The 23,241-nt window shown below is 65.4% G+C and carries 23 protein-coding genes; 3 read left to right on the forward strand and 20 right to left on the reverse strand.

What is annotated here, in order from left to right:
• Window positions 1-34: 34 nt before the first annotated feature.
• Together ABB29_RS01675 and ABB29_RS01680 are read right to left on the reverse strand one after the other, a co-directional pair.
• On the reverse strand, window positions 35-1,309 hold the full coding sequence (locus ABB29_RS01675) for a cation:proton antiporter (protein ID WP_057656885.1): 1,275 nt from the start codon (window positions 1,307-1,309) through the stop codon (window positions 35-37).
• A gap of 39 nt (window positions 1,310-1,348) precedes the next feature.
• On the reverse strand, window positions 1,349-3,208 hold the full coding sequence (locus tag ABB29_RS01680; RefSeq protein WP_057656886.1) for an ABC-F family ATP-binding cassette domain-containing protein: 1,860 nt from the start codon (window positions 3,206-3,208) through the stop codon (window positions 1,349-1,351).
• Window positions 3,209-3,397: 189 nt separating this feature from the next.
• Here ABB29_RS01680 and ABB29_RS01685 point away from each other — a divergent pair, with 189 nt between their 5' ends.
• Complete coding sequence (locus ABB29_RS01685; protein ID WP_057656887.1) at window positions 3,398-5,791, forward strand: TonB-dependent receptor plug domain-containing protein; 2,394 nt, start codon at window positions 3,398-3,400, stop codon at window positions 5,789-5,791.
• A 33-nt stretch (window positions 5,792-5,824) separates the two neighbouring features.
• Here the strand turns inward: ABB29_RS01685 and ABB29_RS01690 are convergent, their stop codons facing one another.
• The 4 genes from ABB29_RS01690 to ABB29_RS01705 form a co-directional block, all read right to left on the reverse strand.
• Window positions 5,825-6,970 carry an SGNH/GDSL hydrolase family protein gene (locus tag ABB29_RS01690; protein ID WP_157062449.1) on the reverse strand — a complete coding sequence of 382 codons (1,146 nt, stop codon included), beginning with the start codon at window positions 6,968-6,970 and terminating at the stop codon, window positions 5,825-5,827.
• Window positions 6,971-7,042: 72 nt separating this feature from the next.
• A complete protein-coding gene (locus ABB29_RS01695; protein WP_157062450.1) occupies window positions 7,043-7,570 on the reverse strand; it encodes a hypothetical protein in 528 nt (175 codons plus the stop codon).
• A gap of 77 nt (window positions 7,571-7,647) precedes the next feature.
• A complete protein-coding gene (locus tag ABB29_RS01700) occupies window positions 7,648-8,160 on the reverse strand; it encodes a DUF1993 domain-containing protein (protein WP_057656890.1) in 513 nt (170 codons plus the stop codon).
• Between the two features lie 213 nt (window positions 8,161-8,373).
• Window positions 8,374-8,811: a hypothetical protein gene (locus ABB29_RS01705; RefSeq protein ID WP_057656891.1), complete on the reverse strand. Its 438-nt coding sequence runs from the start codon at window positions 8,809-8,811 to the stop codon at window positions 8,374-8,376.
• A 192-nt stretch (window positions 8,812-9,003) separates the two neighbouring features.
• On the opposite strand from ABB29_RS01705, the gene ABB29_RS01710 reads away from it, so the two are divergent.
• Window positions 9,004-9,474: a YehS family protein gene (locus ABB29_RS01710; protein ID WP_057656892.1), complete on the forward strand. Its 471-nt coding sequence runs from the start codon at window positions 9,004-9,006 to the stop codon at window positions 9,472-9,474.
• A gap of 30 nt (window positions 9,475-9,504) precedes the next feature.
• On the opposite strand, the gene ABB29_RS01715 is transcribed toward ABB29_RS01710, so the two are convergent.
• Window positions 9,505-11,229, reverse strand: a complete 1,725-nt coding sequence (locus ABB29_RS01715) for an ABC1 kinase family protein (RefSeq protein ID WP_057656893.1) — start codon at window positions 11,227-11,229, stop codon at window positions 9,505-9,507.
• 142 nt (window positions 11,230-11,371) lie between these two features.
• Between ABB29_RS01715 and ABB29_RS01720 the strand changes: the two genes are divergently transcribed.
• A complete protein-coding gene (locus tag ABB29_RS01720) occupies window positions 11,372-11,665 on the forward strand; it encodes a hypothetical protein (RefSeq protein ID WP_057656894.1) in 294 nt (97 codons plus the stop codon).
• Between the two features lie 102 nt (window positions 11,666-11,767).
• On the opposite strand, the gene ABB29_RS01725 is transcribed toward ABB29_RS01720, so the two are convergent.
• From ABB29_RS01725 to ABB29_RS01785, 13 genes are all read right to left on the reverse strand, one after another.
• Window positions 11,768-12,421 (reverse strand): GIY-YIG nuclease family protein, encoded by a 654-nt coding sequence (locus ABB29_RS01725; RefSeq protein WP_057656895.1) that lies wholly within the window; start codon window positions 12,419-12,421, stop codon window positions 11,768-11,770.
• Window positions 12,422-12,442: 21 nt separating this feature from the next.
• On the reverse strand, window positions 12,443-13,165 hold the full coding sequence (locus ABB29_RS01730; protein WP_057656896.1) for a flavodoxin family protein: 723 nt from the start codon (window positions 13,163-13,165) through the stop codon (window positions 12,443-12,445).
• A gap of 162 nt (window positions 13,166-13,327) precedes the next feature.
• Window positions 13,328-13,744, reverse strand: coding sequence for a hypothetical protein (locus ABB29_RS01735; protein ID WP_057656897.1), 417 nt, complete (start codon window positions 13,742-13,744; stop codon window positions 13,328-13,330).
• 14 nt (window positions 13,745-13,758) lie between these two features.
• Window positions 13,759-14,916 (reverse strand): BamA/TamA family outer membrane protein, encoded by a 1,158-nt coding sequence (locus tag ABB29_RS01740; protein WP_157062452.1) that lies wholly within the window; start codon window positions 14,914-14,916, stop codon window positions 13,759-13,761.
• 94 nt (window positions 14,917-15,010) lie between these two features.
• On the reverse strand, window positions 15,011-16,309 hold the full coding sequence (locus ABB29_RS01745; RefSeq protein ID WP_057656899.1) for a glycoside hydrolase family 2 TIM barrel-domain containing protein: 1,299 nt from the start codon (window positions 16,307-16,309) through the stop codon (window positions 15,011-15,013).
• Window positions 16,310-16,391: 82 nt separating this feature from the next.
• Window positions 16,392-17,006, reverse strand: a complete 615-nt coding sequence (locus tag ABB29_RS01750; protein WP_057656900.1) for a cytochrome c3 family protein — start codon at window positions 17,004-17,006, stop codon at window positions 16,392-16,394.
• Window positions 17,007-17,010: 4 nt separating this feature from the next.
• Window positions 17,011-17,589, reverse strand: coding sequence for a nitrate reductase cytochrome c-type subunit (locus ABB29_RS01755; protein ID WP_057656901.1), 579 nt, complete (start codon window positions 17,587-17,589; stop codon window positions 17,011-17,013).
• Between the two features lie 60 nt (window positions 17,590-17,649).
• A complete protein-coding gene (gene napA / locus ABB29_RS01760; RefSeq protein ID WP_057656902.1) occupies window positions 17,650-20,142 on the reverse strand; it encodes a periplasmic nitrate reductase subunit alpha in 2,493 nt (830 codons plus the stop codon).
• On the reverse strand, window positions 20,139-20,447 hold the full coding sequence (locus ABB29_RS01765) for a chaperone NapD (RefSeq protein ID WP_057656903.1): 309 nt from the start codon (window positions 20,445-20,447) through the stop codon (window positions 20,139-20,141). The genes napA and ABB29_RS01765 overlap by 4 nt, the downstream gene beginning before the upstream one ends.
• The gene (gene napF / locus ABB29_RS01770) at window positions 20,444-20,947 is read right to left on the reverse strand and encodes a ferredoxin-type protein NapF (protein WP_057656904.1); all 504 of its coding nucleotides are present in this window, start codon (window positions 20,945-20,947) and stop codon (window positions 20,444-20,446) included. The genes ABB29_RS01765 and napF overlap by 4 nt, the downstream gene beginning before the upstream one ends.
• Window positions 20,948-20,950: 3 nt before the next feature.
• Entirely contained in the window at window positions 20,951-21,112 is a 162-nt protein-coding gene (gene napE / locus ABB29_RS01775) for a periplasmic nitrate reductase, NapE protein (RefSeq protein WP_057656905.1), read from the reverse strand.
• A gap of 126 nt (window positions 21,113-21,238) precedes the next feature.
• Window positions 21,239-21,799: a molybdenum cofactor guanylyltransferase gene (gene mobA, locus ABB29_RS01780; protein WP_057656906.1), complete on the reverse strand. Its 561-nt coding sequence runs from the start codon at window positions 21,797-21,799 to the stop codon at window positions 21,239-21,241.
• A complete protein-coding gene (locus ABB29_RS01785; RefSeq protein WP_057656907.1) occupies window positions 21,787-23,055 on the reverse strand; it encodes a molybdopterin molybdotransferase MoeA in 1,269 nt (422 codons plus the stop codon). The genes mobA and ABB29_RS01785 overlap by 13 nt, the downstream gene beginning before the upstream one ends.
• Window positions 23,056-23,241 lie beyond the last annotated feature (186 nt).

Genomic DNA, 23,241 nt, shown 5'->3' on the forward strand with positions numbered 1-23,241 from the left:
GGTTGGCGCAGACATGGGGATTGCCGGAGCGGCTTCAAGTCCGCGCCGGCGGTGATTCGGCGATGGGATCGCTGCTGCTGGCCTCGGCCGCCACCGGCACCACGCTGGCGCTGGCGCCGGTCGGCGTCGGTGCCGACGGCGGTGGCAGCGCCAGTTGTTCATCGGCAATCAGCGGGTCCACATCGAACGGGGTACGGAACACCAGCGACGGCAGCAGCGTGTTGAGCGCGGCATACAGCAGCAGCGCGCCAAACAGCACGTCCGGGATCGAGAAACGGTCACGCAGGATGCCGGCCAGCACCAGGGTGAAGATCAGGGTCGGCGCCAGCGCCAGCGACACCCGCATGCTGCTGCGGAAATCCTCGCCGAACATCAGCCGTCGCTGCAGCCAGACCACGCCGACCCGCAGCGGCAACACCACCAGCGTGATCAGGATGCCCAGTCCCAGCGCTTCCCAGCTCAACGCGTCCGACGGCACCTTGGTGCCGGCGTAGAAAAAGTAGAACGGCACGAAGAAGGTCGCGAACAGGCGCACCGCGTGCAGGTTCTCGTGCGAAGCCAGCTTGGGCATCCGTTGCCGCAGCAGCCGTGCCACCAACCCGGCGATGAACGCACCGACCAGGTAATACACGCCGAGCTTGTAGGTGATGAACGCGGCGATCAGCCCGACCATCACCAGCAGCGAGAATTCCGAGCCCGGCGCCTGCGGCACCACCCAGCGGCCCAGCGCCACGAACAGCAGCGGCAAGCCGATCAACATCGCCACCAGGATCGCCGAAGCGACCATCATCTGTTCGCGGTCCGATGACTGCAGCACCACGAACAGCGCCACCAGCGCCAGCAGTTCGCCGGCGATCGCCTTGCTGGTGACCCAGAACTGTTCTTCTTCATCCAGCCCCAGCCGTCCCAGGGTATCGATGATGAAACCGGTCGATGGGGTCAGCAGGGCCAGCGCCAGCAGCGCCGCCGCCTGCCAGGACACGCCGTAGTCGGCACCGTAATGCCAGCCCAGCCAGGTGACCCCGGCGAGGGTCAGGGTCCGGATCAGCAGATGAGTCAGCAGTGGCCACAGCCCGCGCCGCAGCGCATGCAGATCCACTTCCAGACCGGCAAACAGGAACAGCGACGAAATGCCGAACGTGGCCAGCCACATCAGCAATGAATCGTGGGTGCGGTCGCTGAAGAACAGCATCGCGATGATGCCGAACAGCAGGCAGGTCAGCGGTGCCGGAATCTTGAACCGTTGCAGCGCGCGCGGGATCACCAGCAATCCGAAGATCAGGCTGAGATAGATGATTTCTTGGCTCATTTGCTTCCTTGTGGGTACCGCGCCTTGGACGCGTATGACTTACGCGACTGCCTCGTACAACGCAAGCCAGTCTTGTTCAGCCTGCTGCAATTGTGACTGCAGCACGACGCGCTCCTGTCCTAGTGCCGCAACCGATTCCGGGTTGGCGAAGACTTCTGGCCGGGCCAGCTCGCCATCGACCTGGGCGATCCGCCCTTCCAGCTCGGCGACCCGTTTTTCGGCCGCCGCCAGCTTGACCGGGTTGACCTTGCGCGCCGGCGGCAACGGCGGGGTCGGCGCTGCGGGTGCCGGTTGCGCCGCCCGCGCCTGCTTGGTGCCCTGCGCCGACGGACGGGTGCGCAGCCAGGCCGCGTATTCGTCCAGGTCACCGGCAAATGGCTCGACCACGCCATCGGCCACGCGCCAGAAACTGTCGCAGACCAGGCCGATCAGATGGCGATCATGCGAGACCATGACGATGGCACCGTCGAAATCGCTGAGCGCTTCGGCCAGCGCTTCACGCATTTCCAGATCCAGGTGGTTGGTCGGTTCGTCCAGCAACAGCACGTTGGGCTGTTGCCATGCAATCAATGCCAGTGCCAGCCGCGCCCGCTCGCCACCGGAAAACCCGTCCACCACTTCAAACGCACGGTCGCCGGGGAAATTCCATTTGCCGAGGAAGTCACGGAACGCCTGGGTCGGCGAATCCGGCGACAGCTCGCGGAAGTGATCGATTGGCGACTGCCCTTCGTGCAGCGACTCGACCGTGTGCTGGGCGAAGTAGCCGATGCGCAGGTCCGGGTGCGCGCTGCGTTCGCCGGCCACCAGCGGCAAGTCGCCAACCAGGGTCCGCACCAGCGTGGTCTTGCCGGCGCCGTTGGGACCGAGCAAGCCGATGCGATCGCCGGCTTCAAGACCAAACCCAACCTCACTCAGGATGACAGTGTCGGCAGCGTAACCAGCCTGGCCGTGATTGATCCGGATCAGCGAATACGGCAATCGATTGGGTTGGGCGAATTCGATACGGAATTCGCGCTCCATCCGCACCGCCTCGGTACCGGACAGCTTGGCCAGCCGCTTCATCCGCGATTGCGCCTGCGCCGCCTTGCTGGCCTTGGCCTTGAAGCGGTCGATAAAGGATTGCAGATGGGCGCGTTCGGCCTGTTCTTTTTCGTGAGCAATCTGTTGCTGGCGCAGCTGCTCGGCACGCTGGCGCTCAAAGTCGGTGTAACCACCCACGTACAACCTGGCGCCACCGTTGTGCAGGTGCAAGGTATGGGTGGCAACGTTGTCGAGGAACTCGCGATCATGCGAAATCAGCAACAGCGTACCCGGATATTTCAACAACCATTGCTCCAGCCACAGCACCGCATCCATGTCGAGGTGGTTGGTCGGTTCGTCCAGCAGCAGCAGATCACTGGGCATCATCAGCGCACGAGCCAAATTCAATCGCACCCGCCAACCACCAGAAAACGCCGACACTGCACGCTGATGGGTTTCAGCCGGAAAACCCAGGCCATGCAGCAGTTTGCCGGCACGCGCTGAGGCGTCGTAGCCATTGACCTCTTCCAGCCGGTGATGAGCGTTGGCCACCGCCTCCCAGTCCTCGGCCGCCAGTGCGTCGGCTTCGGCCTTGAGCGCGGCGGCGACGTCGACATCGCCACCGAGGACGAAGTCGATGGCCGCATCCGGCAGCGACGGGGTTTCCTGGGCAACGCTGGCGATGCGGACCTTGCCGGGCAGATCGATGTCGCCCTTGTCGGCTTCCACCTCGTTGCGGATGGCGGCGAACAGACTGGACTTGCCGGTACCGTTGCGGCCGACCACACCGACCCGGTAACCGGCATGCATGGTCAGGTCAACGTTGGACAGCAGCAGGCGCTCGCCCCGGCGCAGGGCGAAATTACGAAGGGAAATCACGACAGGACCCGATGGAATTGGAGTTCGACAACCGCCTAGTTTATCTGTATGCGGCGCAGCGGCGTTTGTTAAAGATTCATTGACAGGCGCGTCCTGGCGGGGTACTTCGGGTAGGTACCCCCGTTAAAAATCCTTTCAATTGAAACAATTAGCCTCGGCCTGAGGCGTCTTCACCTGCAGGAGTCCCCCATGAACCGTTCGCTTTTCCCACTCACATTCTCGATTCTCGCGGCACTGGCGGCCAGCGCCGGCGCGCAGGAACCGGCCCGCCAGGCGAGTACCCTGGATACCGTCATCGTCACCGGTACCCGGGTGGTGGACCGGACGGTGGCCGAATCGCAGTCGCCGATCGACATCATTTCGCCGGAATCGTTGCAGGCCACCGGCAGCACCGAACTGGCCACCGCGCTGGCGCGGGCGCTGCCGTCGCTGAACTTCCCGCGGCCGGCGATCACCGATGGCACCAGCGGCATCCGCCCGGCGCAACTACGCGGACTGTCGCCTGACCAGGTACTGGTGCTGGTCAACGGCAAGCGCCGCCATACCTCGGCGCTGGTCAACGTCAATGGCACCATCGGTCGCGGCTCGTCGGCAGTGGATCTGAACGCGATCCCGGTCGCGGCGGTGGCGCGGGTCGAAGTGCTGCGCGATGGTGCCTCCGCGCAGTATGGTTCCGACGCCATCGCCGGGGTGGTCAACATCGTGCTCAAGGGCGACACCGGCGGCGGCAGCCTGTCGGTCGACGCCGGCAAGTATTCGGCCGGTGACGGCTCGCAGTTCCAGCTGTCCGGCGACAGCGCGATCGACTTCGCCGCTGGCCGCGGCTATGTCCATGTCGCCGGCCAGGTCGGGCAGCAGGACCGTACCGACCGCGCCGGCCCGTACCAGGGCACCTCGCCCAACACCGGCAACAATCCCGATGTCGGCGAGGTCGCCTACATCTACGGCGATCCCGAGGTCGACCAGGCCGCGCTGTCGCTCAACAGCGGTTTTGAACTCAGCGACACCGCCGAGTTGTACGCCACCGGCATGGCCAGCAATCGCGACATCACTTCGTTCGCGTTCTATCGCTCGCCCAACCACAGCGGCCAGGGCGCATTGCTGGCGCAGATCTACCCGGACGGCTACGTGCCGCAGATCGTGCAGCTGTCGCAGGACCGTTCGCTGGTGGCGGGCGCCAAGGGCTTCACCGGCAACGGCTGGAACTGGGATCTGAGCTACAACTACGGTTACAACCATCTCGGCTTCAGCACCGCCAACACCATCAACTACAGTCTTGGCGCCGACAGCCCGCGCCGCTTCTACGATGGCGCGCTGGAGTACACCCAGAACGTGTTCAACGCCGACTTCAACAAGGCGCTGGACATGGGCCTGGCCTACCCGGCGACGTTGTCGCTGGGTGCCGAATACCGCGAGGAGAAATGGAACCAGTCGCCGGGCGCGGCCAATTCCTACCTCAACGGCGGCGCACAGGGCTTTGGTGGCTTCACCCCGACCAACGCCGTGCATGCCGACCGCCACAACGTCGCCGTCTACGCCGGGCTGGAAGCCGACATCAGCGAAAGGTTCTCGGCCGGCATCGCCGGACGTTACGAGGACTATTCGGATTTCGGCAGCGAAACCTCCGGCAAGCTGTCGGCACGCTATGCGTTCACCGATACCTTCGCACTGCGCGGTACCGTCGCCAGCGGTTTCCGCGCGCCGTCGCTGGCCCAGCAGTACTACCAGGTGGTGACCTCGCAGTACAACACCAGTGTCGATCGCTTCTTCGAGTCGGGTACCTTCCCGGCCACCAGCGCGGTCGCGCAGGCACTGGGCGCGGATCCGCTGCAGGCGGAAACCTCACTGTCCTACAGCCTGGGCCTGGTGATGCAGCCGGCCGACGGCCTGTACGTTACCGTCGATGCCTACCAGATCGATATCGATGATCGCATCGTGCTGTCTTCCAACCTGTTGCTGGCCGACAACACCGCTGCCCAGGACCTGCTGGCCGGGCTCGGCATCAACGGTGTCACCAGCGCGCGTTACTTCACCAACGCCGCCGATACCCGTTCGCGCGGCGTCGATGTGGTTGGCAGCTACGACATGCCGCTGGCCAGCGGCAACCTCAACCTGACCGCCGGTTACAACTACAACGAGACCGAGATCCAGAAGATCGCACCCAACCCGCCGGAGCTGGACGCGCTGGGCACCGAGTTGCGGCGCATCGGCCGTGATGAAGAGGCACGCATCGAGGAAGGCTATCCGAAGGACAAGCTCAACCTGACCGCGACCTGGGATCTGGCGCGCTGGGCCTTGAATGCCGGCCTGACCCGCTATGGCAGCTTCACCACCCGGGTCAGCGAAACCGGCAACCCGGCCAACGACCAGACCTATGGCGCCGAGTGGGTGCTGGACATGGCCGCCAGCTACAAGCCGAGCCGGAACTGGAAGCTGACCCTGGGCGCCGACAACCTGCTCGACGCCTATCCGGACAGGACCATCATGCCGAACTCGAACAGCGGCCAGTTCCCCTACAGCAGCCAGTCGCCATTCGGCTTCAATGGCACCTACGTCTACGGGCGGGCGACGTTCACCTGGTAAGCATTGCCGAAGCCGCGGCCGCCGATGGCAGGGTCAATCGGCGGCCGGTCGCAGCAGGGTGGCGATTTCATCGCCGGTCACCGGCCTCAGGCCGGCGTTGAAGTCGTCGTTCAATGCCTGCACCAGTGCCTGTGCCCACAAGCCGTTCCAGATCGTGCCGGCATGGCCATCGGCCAGGGTCGCGTTGGTCGGCGCATCGCCCTGGCTGTTGTCGACCCGCAAGCGGCCCAGCCGGACCGGGTGGTAGGCAGGCAGGCCGCGTTGGTCGCGGCCACCCCAATGCCGGGCGAACCAGTCGCGATCACTGAAGAATGCGATGTGCGGGTCACTGCCGGCCAGTGACTTCAATCCGTCGTCGAAGCGATCCAGGCCACGGTCGATGTTGCCGATGGCCTGCGCCGATTGCCATTGATCGGTATACGCGGCCCAGTGCGCGTTGTTGAAGATGCCGACCAGCAGGATGTCCAGCCGTGGTCGCTGCCCGCGCAGCATCGCCACACCCTGGCCGATGACCTGCAGGCACTGGTCGATATCGGCGAGCACCTGAGGATCGGCCGGGTCCTGCGCCAGTCGCTGCAGATCGTCCTGCAGGCCGAACGTATTGACGCCGAGGCGGATCACCACGATGCCATCCGCCCAGCGCGCGGGGTCGCCATCCATCAGCCGGGCCAGCGCCGGGAACTCGCGCTGCGGCGCACCGATCACATCGTCGCAGCCATAACCGGAAATAGCGAAGTTGTAGCGGTAATCCTGTTTGCGCGGGCTGCGCACGTCCTCTTCACCCAGTGCAGATTGCGTGCGCGCCAGCAGTCCGGCCTCGCCCCAGGTGCCCCATTCACCGAGATCCAGCTGGTCGCCGCGCAGCCGGCCCAGCACCTCGGTCCATTGCCAGGTGGTGGCATGGTAGCGACCACCACGGCCATCGCTGCCCTGCCCCAGCAGAATCCCATCGTGGTAGGAATGACTGTCGGAGTCGCCGATCACCGCCAATGCACGGCGCCCGTCGGATGCGACCGCTGGCGCCATCGCATCGCCGCTCTGGCTGGCCGCTGCGTTGGCCACGGTGGTGGTCGCGGCATCGATACCATCGGCGGCGCGGCAGCCCGCGCCCATTGCGCTGCCGGCCATTACCAGCAGCATCGCCAACCAGCGTTGGTATCGGATCCCCTCGCGCGTCATTGCTTGCTTCCCCTGTCGCGGCTGTCGCCTTCTGTTGCCGACAACGCGGCCAGCAGCCGGCAACGGCCGTGGCTAGCGCATCGGCATGTGTCCGCGCGGCGAGCCATACGGACCGTAATGGTCGTACGGTCCGCCGATGAACGGGCCGTCGCCCTGTTCCACGTGCAGGTTGAAGTTCATCGTCCGCGGTTTGCCTTCGTCGTTGACGGTGGTCCTGCAGTAGTTGATCTGGGCGGCGTTGTAATGGCTGGTGCCATAGCCCTCGCTGTAGCCGATGCCGGTGCTGACGGCGCCGGTCAGGCCACTGTCGTTGTCCGGATTGACCGGCTGCGGGCAGGCCACCCGGGTCACCACGCGGGTCTGCTTGCGGCCGCTGGTGTCGCCGTAGAAGGTGCCGGGTGGATCGGCCTGGTAAGCGGTCTCGGTCGTGGCCAGCGCCGCATCCCTGGGCAGGCTCAGATCCAGTTCGGCGGCGTGCCTGGCCGCCGCCGGCGATACCGGCTGCCCCGCCGATGCCAACGGACTGGCCAGCAGCAGCAACAGCGGCGCCAGCATCCGCAGCCGGGAGGTGAACGCAGGCGAATCAGGCGGGCAATGCATGACTGTCACTCGTAAGGGCCGTCAGCCCAAGCTATCAGTCACACATTGAACCACGGCTGCATCCACCGGGTCCGCGCTCAGCGCGCGCCCAGATAGTCCAGCTTGCCCACCGGCACGCCGTTGTGGCGCAGCAGGGCGTAGGCGATGCTGGTGTGGAAATGCAGGTTGGGCAGGACGAAGCCGAGCAGGTAGCTGCGGCCATCGAAGGTCCGCTCGCCACTGCGCGAGGGCACCACCACCTTGCGCGCCTCACTGCCGTCGATCTGCCCGGCATTGAACGTGCCCAGATAGGCGATGACCGCGTCCAGCCGCGCATGCAGCTGTTCGAAGCTGGTCTCGTTGTCCTCGAACCGGCGTGATTCGGTGCCGGCCAGTCGCTCGGCGGCAAATTTGGCGGTATCGCAGGCAATCTGGACCTGCCGCAGCAGCGGGAACATGTCCGGATACAGCCGCGCCTGCAACAGCACGTCGGCGTCATAGCCACTGGCCTGTGCATGCGCCTGGGCCTGGCGCAGGAGGCCCTGCAGGTTGCCCAGGCCGCGGCTCAACACCGGCACCGAGGCCTGGTACATCGAAAGCGAATCGCTCATGGTCGTTTGTTCGTCGGGGAATGAGCCGCCAGCTTAGAACCTGGCGGCCGCCGTGATTAGCCCCCGCCGGTGGGAGACAGCATCCCGCCGCGCCAGCGCTCTTCCGCCATCGCTGCACTGTCGCCGTGGCGGCGGCAGCGACCGCAGGGTGCCGGCAACAGCCGCTTGCCAGCCCACACCGCGCGCGGCCTGCACAGCACCGGCACGCCGCGCTCAGCCGCTGCGCGCGAACGGTTTGGTGGTCAGTACGTTGACGAACGGCTGCGCATTGACGTGGTGGAACAGGTAAGTCTTGCGCGAGCCGCTGGCCGGATGCTGGCGGATGTACTCGGACAACGCATGCAGCAATGCCGTGTCACCGGCCTCGATCGCGTATGGCCATTGCGGGTAGAACGCGGCGATGTCCGCTTCGCATTCGTCCAGCAGTTCAAGCTGCTCGTAGAAAAAACCGTCGTCCTCGTTGTCGTAGGCCAGGCGTGCGGCTTCGGACAGCGACGCGCCCTCGTTCAATGCATACGCATACACGCCCAGGAACGGCACCAGCTCGCCATCGCGATAGGTGGTGTCGACCACCATGTCGACCAGTGTCGACTCGGGTTGCTGGCGGATCAGATCCGCGATGCATGAAGGGAGCGTGGAATCGGCGAGCATCTTGCAGGGCTGGGGGAGCAGTTGCGTGCATCGTAGTAAGCACGACCGGTCGGTTCAAGCATTTTCTGCGCTCTTCGCCCGGCCTGCACGCGACCGGCCAGCGGCGGCGAGCGCGGCCGCCGCGCAACGGCCTGCTGGCGACGAGGGGCTACAATGGCGCTTTGCCGGGCAGGCGCCCGCTGGAAGCCGATCATGATCAACAACGACGTCCTGCGCAGCGTGCGCTACATGCTGGACCTGAGCGATGCACGGGTGGCGGAGATCGCACAGCTGGCCGGTCCGGACCTGGCTATCGACAAGGAACAGGTGGTCGGTTACCTGAAGAAGGACGACGAGCCCGGTTTCGTCGCCTGCAGCGACCGCGTGCTGGCGCACTTCCTCGATGGCCTGATCGTGCTCAACCGTGGCCGCGACGAAAGTCTGCCGCAACGTCCGCTCGAGGAACGCATCAGCAACAACATCGTGCTGAAGAAACTGCGGGTGGCGTTCATGCTGAAGGACGTCGACATGCACCAGATTTTCGACGATGCCGGTTTCCCGCTCTCCAAGCCCGAGCTGAGCGCGCTGTTCCGGCAACCGGATCACAAGAATTACCGTCCCTGCGGCGATCAGATCCTGCGCAACTTCCTCAAGGGACTGACGATGCGGCTGCGCGCGGCCTGAGCGCGGCGCCTGGCCGCCACGGCGGGCAGCTCAACGGGTGGGACGCTCCTCGCGGCGCTTGGCGCGGTGATCGAACAACATCGCGCTGACCACGATGCTCAGGCCCAGGCCAACGCCGAGCAGGAACAACAGCAAGGCGACCGTCGGATAGCCCCACAGCGTGCTGCTGGTCGGTATCCGCATCATCATCGACGAGGCCATGATCAGCGCGGCGGTGACGATGCCGGCGGCGATGCGGTTGGCGATCTTCTGCAGGTTTTCCATCAACCGGGATTCCTCCAGCCCGGTCAGGCGCACCTTCATGCGGTTGTCGGCCAGCAGTGACAGCACATCGGACAGCTTGCGCGGTCCATCGCGCAACAGTGCCTGCACCTCCATCATCTCGGCCGCCAGATTGGGCGAGGACAGCGATTTGCGCAGGCGCGCACGCATCACGTGTTGCAGATGGTCTTCAACCAGTGCGCGGGTGTCGAGCTCCGGCGCCAGGCTGTGGCGCACCGCGTCCAGGTTGAGCAGGGTCTTGCCCAGCAGGCTCAGTTCCGGTGGCGTGCGCAGGCCGCAGGCACTGGCGATGGCGACCAGTTCCAGCACCATCCGGCCTTCGCTGGTCGATTGCGAATGCGCGGCATAGCGGCTGATGAGCTGGCCCACGTCACGGGTGAAGCGCGCATCGTCGTAGTCTTCCAGCCGGATGCCCAGCCCGATCGCTTCTTCCGCGACCTGCTCGCCGCGACCATCGACCGCGGCAAACAGCAGTTTCATCAGACGGTCGCGCTGGCGCGGCGGGATGTTGACGACCATGCCCAGATCGAAAATCGCCAGCCGCCCTTCCGGTGTCACCCGCAGATTGCCCGGATGTGGGTCGGCATGGATTTCGCCATGTACGAACACCTGGTCCAGATAGGCGCGTACCAGCGCCGAGGCCAGCGGCGCCATCGACTGCTCGGTGCGGGCCAGGCCGGAGATGCGGTTGACCTGGCTGCCGCCAACCAGCTCCATGGTCAGCACCTTGCGGCGGGTGAAATCCCAGTACGGCCGCGGCACCTGCAATTCTTCGAACGGCGCCAGGTGTTCGCCGAAGCGCTCGAGATTCTCGGCTTCGGCCACATAGTCGAGTTCGGCCATCAGCGTGCGGCGGAACTCCTGCAGCCAGTCACTGAAGCGCAGGTTGCGTCCGGCCTCGGTCAGGTGGTCGGCGGCGCCGGCAATTTCGTCCAGCAGATCCAGATCGGTCACCAGCTGCTGCGCCACGTTCGGCTTCTGCACCTTGACCGCGACCTCGGTGCCGTCGCGCAGCAGCGCACGGTGGACCTGTGCCAGTGACGCCGAACCCAGCGGCTCTTCATCGAATTCGGGAAACACCCGGCTCAGGCGCACGCCCAGCTGCTGCTCGATGACTTCCTTGATCTGATCGAACGGCACCGGCGCCACCCCTTCCTGCATCCGCTCCAGCGCAGTGGCATAGCGGGGCGGCACGAAGTCGGGACGGGTCGACAGCATCTGTCCCAGCTTGATGAAGGTCGGTCCCAGTTGCTCGAGATCAGCGCTGAACTGTTCCGGTGTACCTTCCTCGGCCACGTCCTGCACCTGTTCCTCGTCCAGCGCCAGGCCGGTGAATATGCCGGAGTTGCGGTATTTGAACAGGAAGCGCAACAGTTGCGCGCGACGCGACATGCCCTTGACCACGGCGTCGGGGGCCGGCTTGTCCGCCTGCAGCTGTTGATCGTTGTCGTTGTCGTTGTCCTGCATCGTCATCGCTTCCCCCACTGAGTCCGGTCTTGATTGTTGATGGCGCCAGGTAACGGACAGGTGAAGCGGGCGGGACGGCGTCTCTTCACGTGGTCTTTAAGCCGGCTCAGGTGAAGTGGAGGTCGATTTGAAGAAAGGAGCACGGTGCATGAGCCTGATCAGGATGCGCTTGACCGGCAGCAGCGATGACGCCAACGCGCTCATCACCGCGTTGCACGGCCTGGACGACGTCGACCGCGCCGAGGAAATCGCCGATCTGATGCCGCATCTCGACGATGCGGATTCCAGTTCCGCCGGCCTGCCCGACGACATCGGCCCTGGCACCCACCTGCTGGAAGTCGACACCACCAGCGACGATGCCGACCGGCGCGTGCGTGAAATTGCCCGACGCACCACTGAAAACCTGGGGTGTGCACTGGAATTCGTCGACGACGATCTTTGACAGGCTGATGCCTGCGGCCAGCTGCTGCGGTATCAGCAATGGATCAAGCCGGCAATGGCTCAAGCCGGCAATGCGAGGGAGAAAATGCGTGGCGTGCAGTCGCTATCCACGCGCATACCAGCGCAGCACCTGATCGGGCAGCTCGCCATCCAGCGTCACCTGCAGGGCGGCAAACCCGTCGAGCACGTTGCGTACCTGCCGCCATAGTGGCCAGCGTGGATCGCTGATCGCGTCCAGCGCGGTGCCATCACCCAGGGGGTTGTCCGCCATGCCCGCATCCAGTGCGTCGAACAGGCCCGCCGACAGCAGCGACTCCAGCCACGGTCGCAACTGTTGCTTCTCCAGCCGCAGCCGCGTCGCCAGCCAGTCGGCCAACGGTGCATGCAGCCGGTAACCCTGTGCATCGAGACGGCGGGCTTCCTGATCCAGCAGCTGCTGCGCACCGCGGAACCATTCGCCATGGCCGGCCGCCCGGCGCGGCACCAGCAGCGGTGCCGGCGCATTGAGCTCGCGCAGCTGGCGCTTGATCCGGGTTTCGTGCGCACGCGCCTCGCCTACGCTGTCGGTCTGCAGCAGCCAGCCATGGGCCAGATCGAAGAATTCGTAATAGCGCGGCGCCAGTTCGTTGATGCGGCGGTAGGGATCGCGTGACATGCCGACTTTCAGCAGATCCTCGTAGGCGCACGGCAACACGTACAGGTAGCAATGACCTTCACTGGCCGCGCGGCGATGTCCGGCTGCAACGATACGGGCCATGACCAGCGTCGCGCTGCGCGCTCAGCGGTATTCCGGGTTGGGGTGATCGAAGCGGCAGCCGGCATCCCACTCACGGCGCTGGTTGCCATGGGCGGGAATGCCACCGGCGTCCTTCAGTAGACGCGCCATGTGCATCAGGTTCCAGGCCATGAAGGTGGTGTTGCGCTGGGTGAAGTCATTGTCGTAACCGGCGCCGTCGTCACCGTACGATGGGCCGGGACCGGCTTCGCCAATCCAACCGGCGTCGGCCTGGGGCGGAATCAGGTAGCCGATGTGCTGCAAGGCATACAACAGGCTCATCGAACAGTGCTTGATGCCATCTTCGTTGCCGGTCACCACACAGCCCGCCACCCGTCCGTAGTACACATACTGGCCGGCATCGTTCAACTTGCCGGACTCGGCATACAGGCGTTCGATGACCCGGCGGCAGACCGAGCTTTCCTCGCCCAGCCAGATCGGGGTGGCCAGGACCAGGATATCGGCGGCCATGACTTTCCTGCACAAGCCCGGCCAATCGTCGCGTTCGAAGCCGTGTTCGGTCATGTCCGGCTGCACGCCCGGCGCCAGTTGCAGATCCACCGGACGCACGATCTCGACCTGCACGCCCTGCGCGCGCATCACCCCGGCGCTGACTTGCAGCAGGCGTTCGGTATGCGAGGTCTGGCCGCTGGGTTTCAGCGTGCAGTTGAGCAGCAGGGCCTTGAGGTCGTCGTATTTTGCAGCGGCGGAAGATCCTGCAGTCATGCGCGGTTCCTTGGTGGCGGGTGCGATGGCGCCGGGCGGATGCTGCGCGTCCGGCGACCGGTAGCGGTGCCCGCCAGTCTGCCGCCCCAGCCGTTAAACCGATGCCTGCAAGACGCACATTGATCGGGTCATCAGCATGCCCCGGCGCAACGGCGTCACGGATCACAGGCCCGCAGCCTTCCAGGGCGCTGGCGGGTGCCGGGACCGTGGCCACAGCCAACGCCGCAGGCACAGCGCCTGCAGCGGCATCCCCAGCAGCAATCCGATCACAAACCAGACGGGCCAGTCATCGCGCATCTGCCAGCTGGCCGCGAGCGCCAGCCCCAGCAACAGGGCCAGCCAGGCGAACAGGTGCCAGCGACGGGGTCGCGCTGGCAAGCTGGTGAAGACGAGCGCGGCGATCAATCCGGACAACAGATAACAGCCCAGGTCGAACAGCAGCCGTGCATTGCCCTGGCCCCAGCCAGCCTGATCGGCCGGCCATGCGGCCGCCAGGTTGACCGCCACCATCACCGCCATCGCCAGTGCGAAGCAGGCCACGGTTCGCGCACTCAACCACAGCCAGCGTATCGGGCTCATCGCAGTGTCGCGAGTCAGAACGCCTCCCCGATGGCGAAATACAGTCCGTCCGAATCCTTGCCGCGCGCGTAGTCGACACGCACGTTGACGTCGTACGCCAGTGACGCCTTGAAGCGCAGGCCGACGCCGGCGGCCGGCAGCAGGTCGTTCATGCGGTAGTCGCCCAGGTCATGGCCAACCCCGCCGACACCGGCAAACGCCACCGCGCCCCAGCGCGGAGTGAACTGGAAGCGGTACTCGCCCTGCGTCGCCAGCAGCGTGCGATCACGGTACTGGCCGGCCTCGTAGCCACGCAGATCACTGTTGGCGCCAAACTGGCACAACTGGAAGAACGGCGCGCGGCTGGAAGTGCCGCAGGCCGATGCGCGCAAGGCCAGCACGCTGCGTTCGCCGAGCGTGCGGTAATGGTTGTAGTGGAGCTTGAGCTGGCCGTATTCGCGATCAGCACCAAATGCATCCAGGCTCCAGCGCAGGCTGGCACTGGCATAGCTGCCCCGGCTGGGCCATTGCTCGTTGTCGCGGGTGTCGAACTCGTAGGCCAGCCCGGGACCGAGCAGCCGGGTCTCCAGATCCAGCGGCGGCAGCTCCAGGCCATCGGGCGCGGCGCGGTCGAAGCGCGGACGCACGCTGCTGTCCATCTGCCACAACACCAGGCCGGCATACTGGTTGGCGGCTGCCTTGCGCAGCAGCTCGGCATAGATGACGTTGGCCTGCTGGTTGAACTTGATCGCGCGGTCGTTGTCGCCCTGCGCGCTGCCGATGCCGTAGAAGCGCAGGTTGAAATCGGCACGACCGACGCCGGCGGTGAGCCTGTAGCTGTCCTGCCGCAGATAGGCTTTCTGGAACACCCCGGCGCCGCGACTGCCGTTGTCGGTCCACAGTGCACCGGCGCCGCTGATCCAGGGCCGTTCGCTGCCCTGCGGGCGGTAGAACAGGACCGCCGACAGCACCAGCCCACTGCCAAGCGACGGGTTGCTCAACGGAATCGGCATCACCACGAAACTGCGCTGTTTGCCGGCATTGCCATCGCCCAGCGCCTCGGCCTGTTCGTGGCCGGGCACCTGGCTGTCACGGCCGGCCTCGCCGGCGGTCACGACGGCGGCCGCCAGCCACAGGCCGGCGATGGCCAGCCAGCGACACAACAGGCAAGCAGTCAACGAAGACGATCGCATCATCGGCCTGCGGCGGCGGAAACAGTGCCCAACATACGCCTGTACGGGACCGCTTCAAACCGGCATGGCCATGGCTGCCGGCAACGGCTACGGCTCATCTGCTGACCTGGAACGGAAAATTGGCGTGGGCCGCGTGCCCGTGGCCGTCGCGCACTTCGACAAACAAACGGTAGTTGCCAGCGCTGGCGGGCGCCTGCAGTTCGACCACGCCTTCGCCGCGTTCACGCAATGGCACGTCAACCGCTGCCGGGACCTGCTCATGATCGCCACCGATCGATTTGGCGGTGCTTTCCTGCAGCACGTACCAGCGATATGCCAGCGGATCGCCATCGCCATCGCGCGCCTGCACCACGGCACGGTAGGGCTTGCCGGCGGCCAGCACCACGCTGTCGATGGCGGCCCTGCCATCCAGCTGGATCGGTCGCAGCGCCGGCGCGCGATTGGCTGGCCAATGGCCGGTCCACAGGTACTGCATGGTGTCGACCCCGGGGGTGGCCTCGCCCGACGCCAGGAACAGGCCATACCAGGTCGGCGTGCGTTCCTGCTTGTTGCCCCACAGGAACACGTACGAACCCAGTCCCTGTCGCTGGTCACTGGCGACGTAGTCCTGGTAGCGCTGCTGCAGCGCCTGCGCCTTTTCGGTGCTGGTGGCTTCGATTGGCGCTCCCCAGCTGGTCAGCGGGCTTTCCCAATGCCCGGTCGGGCCCCACTCGGTGACGATGTAGGGGCCGGTCCAATCGCTGTCGACGAGCTTGCGTGGCAGCTGATCGATATCCCCGTACAGCTGGATGCCGATCAGGTCCAGCGACGGCGCCCGCGCCTTCAGCAGAGCGATGAGTCCGGCATCGAAGCCGGCCAGGGTGGTCATCACCGGATGTCGCGGGTCGATCTGGTGGATGGCATCGGCCATCTGGCCGACCGCGTTCCAGACTGCCGGGTTGCTGTATTCGAGGTTCAACTCGTTGCCGACCACCCACATCAGTACCGCCGGATGATCCTTGTAGCGTGCGACCTCGGCACGTACCCGCTGCAGTTGCTGCGCGACCGCCTGCCCATCGTCGTAATCGAAACCATGGCGCTCCCTGGCGACTTCAATGCCCAACGCCACCCGCAGGCCGTTGTCGCGGGCACGATCCAGCATCGCCAGGGTCTTGTCGACGTCACCGCTTTGCCAGGTACGGAAGGAATTGCCACCGGCAGCGACCAGCGCTTCCTGGCTGCCCCCGCCGAGGCCGGCACCGTTGACATGGAACGGCTGGCCGTCGACCAGCAGCTGGTAGCGGCCCTGTTGCTGGACGATGCGCACCTCGGCCGGCCGTTCCGGCAACGGTGAGGCCTGCGCACGACAGCAGCAGGCGGCAAGCAGGCAGGCGATGAAGACGGCAATGCGCATGGGCAGCGGTTCAAGGTGGCAGGGTCGCCACCTTAGCGCGAGCGGCCGCGTGCGAACAGCGGCCAGGCCGGTTCGCGCGCCCTCAGCCCTGCGGTACTCCGGTCATGTCCGGCAGATGATGGGCGACGCCCTTGTGGCAGTCGATGCAGGTCTTCTCACCGCTGCCAAGCCACAGCTTGTGGATCTGTGCCGCCCGCGATCCCTGGCGGGTCAGGTCCATCGAATCATAGTCATGGCAGTTGCGGCATTCCAGCGAATCATTGGCCTTCAAACGCGCCCATTCGTGCTGGGCCAGTTCCAGCCGGTGATCGAGGAATTTCTCGCGGTTGTCGATGGTGCCCGCCAGCTTGCCCCACACTTCCTTCGAGGCCTGCATCTTGCGTGCGATCTTGTCGGTCCAGTTATGCGGTACGTGGCAGTCCGGGCAGGTCGCGCGCACGCCGGATCGGTTGCTGTAGTGGATGGTGGTCTTCAATTCCTGGAACACGTTGTCGTTCATCTCGTGACAACCGGTGCAGAAGGTCTCGGTGTTGGTCGCTTCCAGCGCGGTGTTGAACGCGCCCCAGAACACGATGCCGGCAACAAACCCGGCCACGGTCAGGAAGCCCAGGCTGTAGTGCACGCTGGGCCGGCGCAGCGTCATCCAGAGGCCGTGGAGACGGGAATCGCGGAACGTCCAGTCGCGTAACCTGCGCATGCTGCTACTCCTTGCCGACGGCGATGACCGAATCGATGTCCCTGAAGCCGTTGGCGACCAGCTGCGGCGCGTTGGTCTGGACCACGTGGCACTGGTTGCAGAAGTAGCGACGCGGCGAAATCGTCGCCAGGAACTGATCATCGCGATCCATGTAATGGGTCACGCTGACCGGCGGTGCCTGGAACGTCGCGGCGTTGGCGCGGGCATGGCACAACATGCAGCGGTTGCTGTTCTTGTCGATCTGGTAGCTGTCGATGGCATGTGGAATCGTCGGCGGCTGCATCGGATAGGCGCGGGTGCGTTTGATGTCGGCGTTCTCGACCGACGCCAGCCGCGGCGGCAGGGCCTCCCGGTCAATCGGCACGCCGCGACGGATGGCATCGATCTGCTGGCCCGGCACGAACGCGACCATCCCCGCCGGCGCGGCCTGCGTGCTGCTGGCCGGCGCCTGTGCGCTGGCCGGCGTGTCGCGCTGTGCCAGCCAGCGCCCCACCATCCAGCCGGCCAGGAACAGCAGCGCGCCCAGCGCCAGCGTCACCACGACGGCGGTCAACAATTGTCTGTTGCGTTTGCTGCTATCCATGGCACTCCTCCCGGGCGCGTGTCATCTGTCGGTTGCGCTGTGAACCGGATCGCCTGACGCTCATGCGGCCACTACCTTGACCGCGCATTTCTTGTAGTCGGTCTGCTTGGAAATCGGATCGGTGGCGTCCAGGGTGACCTTGTTGATCAACTGGCCGGCGTCGAACCACGGCACGAACACCACCCCCGGCGGCATCCGGTTGCGGCCACGGGTTTCCACCCGTGACAGCATCTCGCCACGCCGCGACTGCACCCTGACGCCATCGCCGCGCTTGAGCCCGCGCGCGCGCGCGTCATCCGGATTCATGAACACCACGGCCTCGGGGAAGGCGCGATACAGCTCCGGCACGCGCATGGTCATCGAACCCGAATGCCAGTGCTCCAGCACCCGCCCGGTGACCAGCCACATGTCGAATTCCTGATCCGGTGACTCGGCCGGTGGTTCATAGGGCAATGCCCAGATCACCGCCTTGCCATCGGGATTGCCGTAGAACTGGAAGCCGGTGCCCGGCTTGACGTAGGGGTCGCTGCCCTCGCGGTAACGCCAGCGGGTTTCCTTGCCGTCGACCACTGGCCAGCGCAGGCCGCGTGTCTGGTGGTAGGCATCAAACGGCGCCAGGTCATGGCCATGGCCGCGACCGAAGGCGGCGTACTCCTCGAACAGGCCTTTCTGCACGTAGAAACCAAACGCAGCGTTCTCATCATTGGCAAAACCGTCGGCGAGATCAGTGACCGGATACCTGTCGACATTGCCGTTGCGGTACAGCACGTCGAACAGGGTCTTGCCCTTGTACTGCGGGTTGGCCGCCAGCACCTGCGGTTCCCAGCATTCGTCGGTGGTGAAGCGCTTGGAGAATTCCATCAGCTGCCACAGATCCGAACGCGCCTGGCCGGGGGCGCTGACCAGTTGGTGCCAGAACTGGGTGCGGCGCTCGGCATTGCCGTAGGCGCCCTCCTTCTCGACCCACATCGCCGCCGGCAGGATCAGATCCGCGGCCTGCGCGGTGACGGTCGGATAGGCATCGGAGACAACGATGAAATTGTCCGGGTTGCGATAGCCGGGCCAGGTTTCCTCGCGCAGATTGGCCGCCGCCTGCATGTTGTTGTTGACCATCACCCAGTAGGCGTTGAGCTTGCCGTCCTTGAGCATGCGGTTCTGTTCGACCGCGTGGTAACCTGGTTTGGGATTGATGGTGCCAGCGGGTATTTTCCAGATCTGCTCGGCATGTTTGCGATGTTCCGGGTTGCTGACCACCATGTCGGCCGGCAACCGGTGCGAGAAAGTACCCACTTCGCGCGCGGTGCCGCAGGCCGAAGGCTGCCCGGTCAGCGAGAACGGGCTGTTGCCGGGAGTGGAAATCTTGCCGGTCAGCAGATGGATGTTGTAGACCATGTTGTTGGCCCACACGCCACGGGTGTGCTGGTTGAAACCCATGGTCCAGAATGACGTGACCTTGATCTGCGGGTTGGCATACAGCTCGGCCAGCTGCTTCAGCCAGCCGGCCTCGGTGCCGGTCATCTCGACGGTCTTTTCCAGCGTGTAGGGGGCAACGAAGCGGGCGAACGCATCGAAGTCGATCGGCTTGCCGCCATTGGCATCCTTGGCGTTCCTGGCCTTCAGTTCCAGCGGATTGTCCGGCCGCAGGCCATAGCCGATGTCATCGTTGCCGAGCTTGAAGGTGGTGTGCTTGTCGACGAAATCGCGGTTGACATTGCCGCTCTGGATGATGTGGTTGGCGATGTAGTTGAGGATGACCAGATCGGTCTGCGGCTTGAAGATGATCGGAATGTCGGCCAGCTCGAAACTGCGGTGCTCGAAGGTCGACAGCACTGCCACCTTGACCTCTGGATGGGACAACCGGCGGTCGGTCACCCGGGTCCACAGGATCGGGTGCATCTCGGCCATGTTGGAGCCCCACAGCACGAAGGCGTCGGCGGCTTCCATGTCGTCGTAGCAGCCCATCGGTTCGTCCATGCCGAAGGTGCGCATGAAGCCCATCACCGCCGAGGCCATGCAATGGCGTGCGTTGGGATCGATATGGTTGCTGCGGAAGCCGGCCTTCATCAGCTTGTTGGCGGCGTAGCCTTCGAAAATCGTCCACTGGCCGGAACCGAACATGCCGATTGCGCCCGGCCCTTTTTCCTTCAGCACCTGCTTGAACTGCGCGGCCATCACGTCGAAGGCTTCGTCCCAGCTGACTTCGGTGAAGTCGCCCTGCTTGTCGTAGACGCCGTTCTTCTTGCGCAGCAGCGGCATGGTCAGGCGGTCCTGGCCATAGAGGATCTTGGACAGGAAGTACCCTTTGACGCAGTTGATGCCGCGGTTGACCTCGGCATGGACGTCGCCATGGGTCGCCACCACCCGGCCGTTGCGGACCGCGACATTGACGCCGCAGCCGGTACCGCAGAACCGGCAGGGCGCCTTGTCCCACTTCAGTTGGGTCAGGTCGCCTTCGGTGACCACGTTGGTGCCGTGGCTGCCGGTGGGCAGGCCGATGGCCGCGGCCGCGGTGGCCACGGCACTGTTGCGGATGAAATCCCTGCGCGTCGTCATGTCGGTGCTCCTGCAGCGGTTGAATCGCCGAGCGACTGCGACAATGCCTGCTCGGGTTCGGCATGGTGGTAGACCAGCAACACGTTGAGTACACCTGGCAGCAGGCGCAGTGCTTCCATGCTGTCCATCAACGCGTACTGGTCGGCGGATTCGCACAGCACGATGCTGCGGTGCTCGCCGGGCACGGCCATCTCAAGCGCCGGCTGCGCAGCCAGGTAGGCAAGCATCGCGTCCATCGCATCGGCGCGGTGCTGGACCACGAAACTGGCGATATGCACGTCGGCGAGACTGGCATCGCGGCTCATGCGATGGCCTCCTGCACCTGCGCCCGCACGCTCAGCGCGGCGCTGGGGCAGACTGAAACGCAGGCACCGCAGCCACTGCAACGATCGGCATCGACCCGCGGCGCGGCGATCCTGCCGCGTTCGAAGTGCAGTGCTGATTCGGGACAGATTTCGCGGCAGCTGCCACAGACCACGCCGGAGCGGCACAGGCAAGCCTCACCGACCTCGGCAATCTGTTGCCAGGCCGGTTGTCCGTTGCGCATCTGCAACGCACCGCTTTGGCAGGCGTCGACGCAATCACCACAGAAGGTGCATTCGCCAGCAACCGGGTCAAAGCGTGGATAGCCATCGCGGTGCAGCACCAGCACCTGTTGCGGGCAGCGTTCGACACAGGCACGGCATTGCGTGCAGGCGGCCAGGAATGCGCGTTCATCCAACGCCCACGGCGGGCGCAATGCAGGGGTCCCGGGCTGGCCGCCAAACAACAGCTGGCGGCGCGACAGTGGACGGGCAACGGGCATCACTCAGGCGCCCGTGGGTGGACCGGCGAACATCTGCCAGATCCAGACCGCGAAACCGTAACTGGCGACCAGCATGACCGTCAGCAGCGGAAACACCACCACGGTCAGCAACAGGAAGGCCAGTCGTTCCCTTCCCTTTCCTTTGCCGGCGTCTTGCTGTTCCATTCATCACCTCGGTGACTAGCGGTGTGGCTACCACGCTTCCTGATGCCGATGATGGCAGATCAACCCACCGGCGTTGTTAAGAAAGTCACTCTTTCCGCTTGCCTGACAGGCTGCTTCCAGCACCGCTCAAGGCTGCATGTCGCGCCATTGCGCCGGAGTGTTGCAGGCGGCCAGTCCGGCCTGCGCGTCTGCCGGCAATGGCAGCATCTGTACCGACAAGGCGTGTTGCAGCGCACGCAGCGAACGCTGGCGCGGCGGCAATGCCATCAGCTGCGGCAACAACGCCCGCAACGATGCATCCACCTGCAATCGCATCGGCAATACCTGATCCTGGAAACAGACACAGGCCGCGGCCGGCGCCTGCCGCAAGCGTGTCAGCAGCTGCGGATCCAGCCGCGGCATGTCGACCGGCACCAGCAGCCAGTGGCCGTCGGCCATCCGTGGCAACAACGTGGCCAGACCGCCGAGCGGGCCCATTCCCGGATCCTGGTCGGCGATGCCCGAATATTGCGGATAATCGCCGCTGATCAGGATCGGCGTGCAGCCGGCCTGTTGCAGCAATGCCTGCATGTGCAGCAGCAGCGGCTGCCCCCGCCAGTCCAGCATCGCCTTGTCGCGGCCCATGCGGCTGGATTGGCCACCAGCCAGGATCAGCCCGCCGCAGCCTTCGCTGCTCAATCCGCGCATGCCGGCAGCGCCTGCATGCCTTGCTCGCCGGCCATGCCGTGCCCGAACACCGGCACCGGCTGGCCCGCGCGCAGGCGCCCGCCTGCGGCCAGCATGACCCAGGCATTGGCCTGCACCAGCGGCAGCAGCCGCGACGATGCCTGCTCGGCCAGCAGCCGTACCGCCAGTCCGGCATCCGCGTTCGCTTCGATGCGTGCCGACAGGAAGTGGCATGGCCCCTCACGCAGGTCGACGTCGTGCGCCAATGGCAGCAGCCACGGCTGTTCCTGCGACTGGCCCTGCATCGCCCGCAACAGCGGCAACACGAAAAAGCGCATGCCGACCGCGCAGGCGGCCGGATTGCCGGACAGTCCCAGATACAAGGTGCCGTCGGCCAACCGCGCCAGCAGCAGCGGCTTGCCGGGCCGGATCGCGACCTTGTGGAACAGGATCCCGGCGCCGGCTTCGCGCAGCGCCGCGGGGATGAAATCGAGCGCGCCCATCGATACCGCACCGGTGCTGATCACCAGTTGCGCACCAGCGGCCAGCGCGGTATCCAGATGCTGCCGCCATTGCCGCGGGTCATCGGCGACCGTGCTGGCGTGCACACACTCGGCGCCAGCGGCGCGCAGACTCGCCTGCAGGTAACCGCGGTTGCTGTCGCGGATCTGGCCACTGTCCAGCGCCTGGCATGGCGATGACACCAGTTCGCCGCCGGTGCAGATCACCGCGCATCGTGGCGCAGCGCGCACCCGCAGTTGTCCGATGCCCATCGCGTGCAACACCATCAGCTGCTCGGGCCCCAGCCGGGTACCTGATTGCAGTAACAGCTGTCCGGCACGGATGTCGCTGCCGGCGGACCGCATGTGCTGGCCCTGGACCACTGGCTGCAGCAGGCAGATGCGGGCGCTGCCGGATCCCGCGCCGTGATCGGACGCTGCCAGGGTCTGCACCTGTTCCACCGGCACCACGCTGACCAGCCCATCAGGCATCCGCGCGCCGGTGGTGATCTCCCAGGCTGCCCCCGCCGACGCCGGGCGCCGGCCATGGCCGGCATACTGCGCCGCTTCCACCGGCCATTCGCTGCCGGCGTCGAAATCACCGGCAGGCAAGGCGTAACCGTCCATCGCCGCGGCATCGAACGGCGGCAGCGATTCGCTGGCCCGGATCGATGTCGCCAGCAGTTGTCCAAGTCCATCACCGGTGGCGCATGTGCGCTCGTCCAGCAAGGTCGCGGCGGCCAGCAGCTGCGTTAGTGCTTGTGGGTAATCGATCACGGCAACCTGTCCTGATCCGCCAGCAGCCGATGGCGTTGGGCATGGACACGTCGCAACAGGATGGATCGAAAGATGCGATTGCGCGCCAAGAGCAGCAGCCTCGCTGGGGATGTTGCCGCCAAGTATCACACCTGGCCGGCTTGTTCGCGAATGCCGCGGTCGCGACTGTCAATCGGTTCGCATGTA

Source organism: Pseudoxanthomonas dokdonensis, assembly GCF_001431405.1.
GTDB classification, from domain to species: Bacteria; Pseudomonadota; Gammaproteobacteria; order Xanthomonadales; family Xanthomonadaceae; genus Pseudoxanthomonas_A; species Pseudoxanthomonas_A dokdonensis.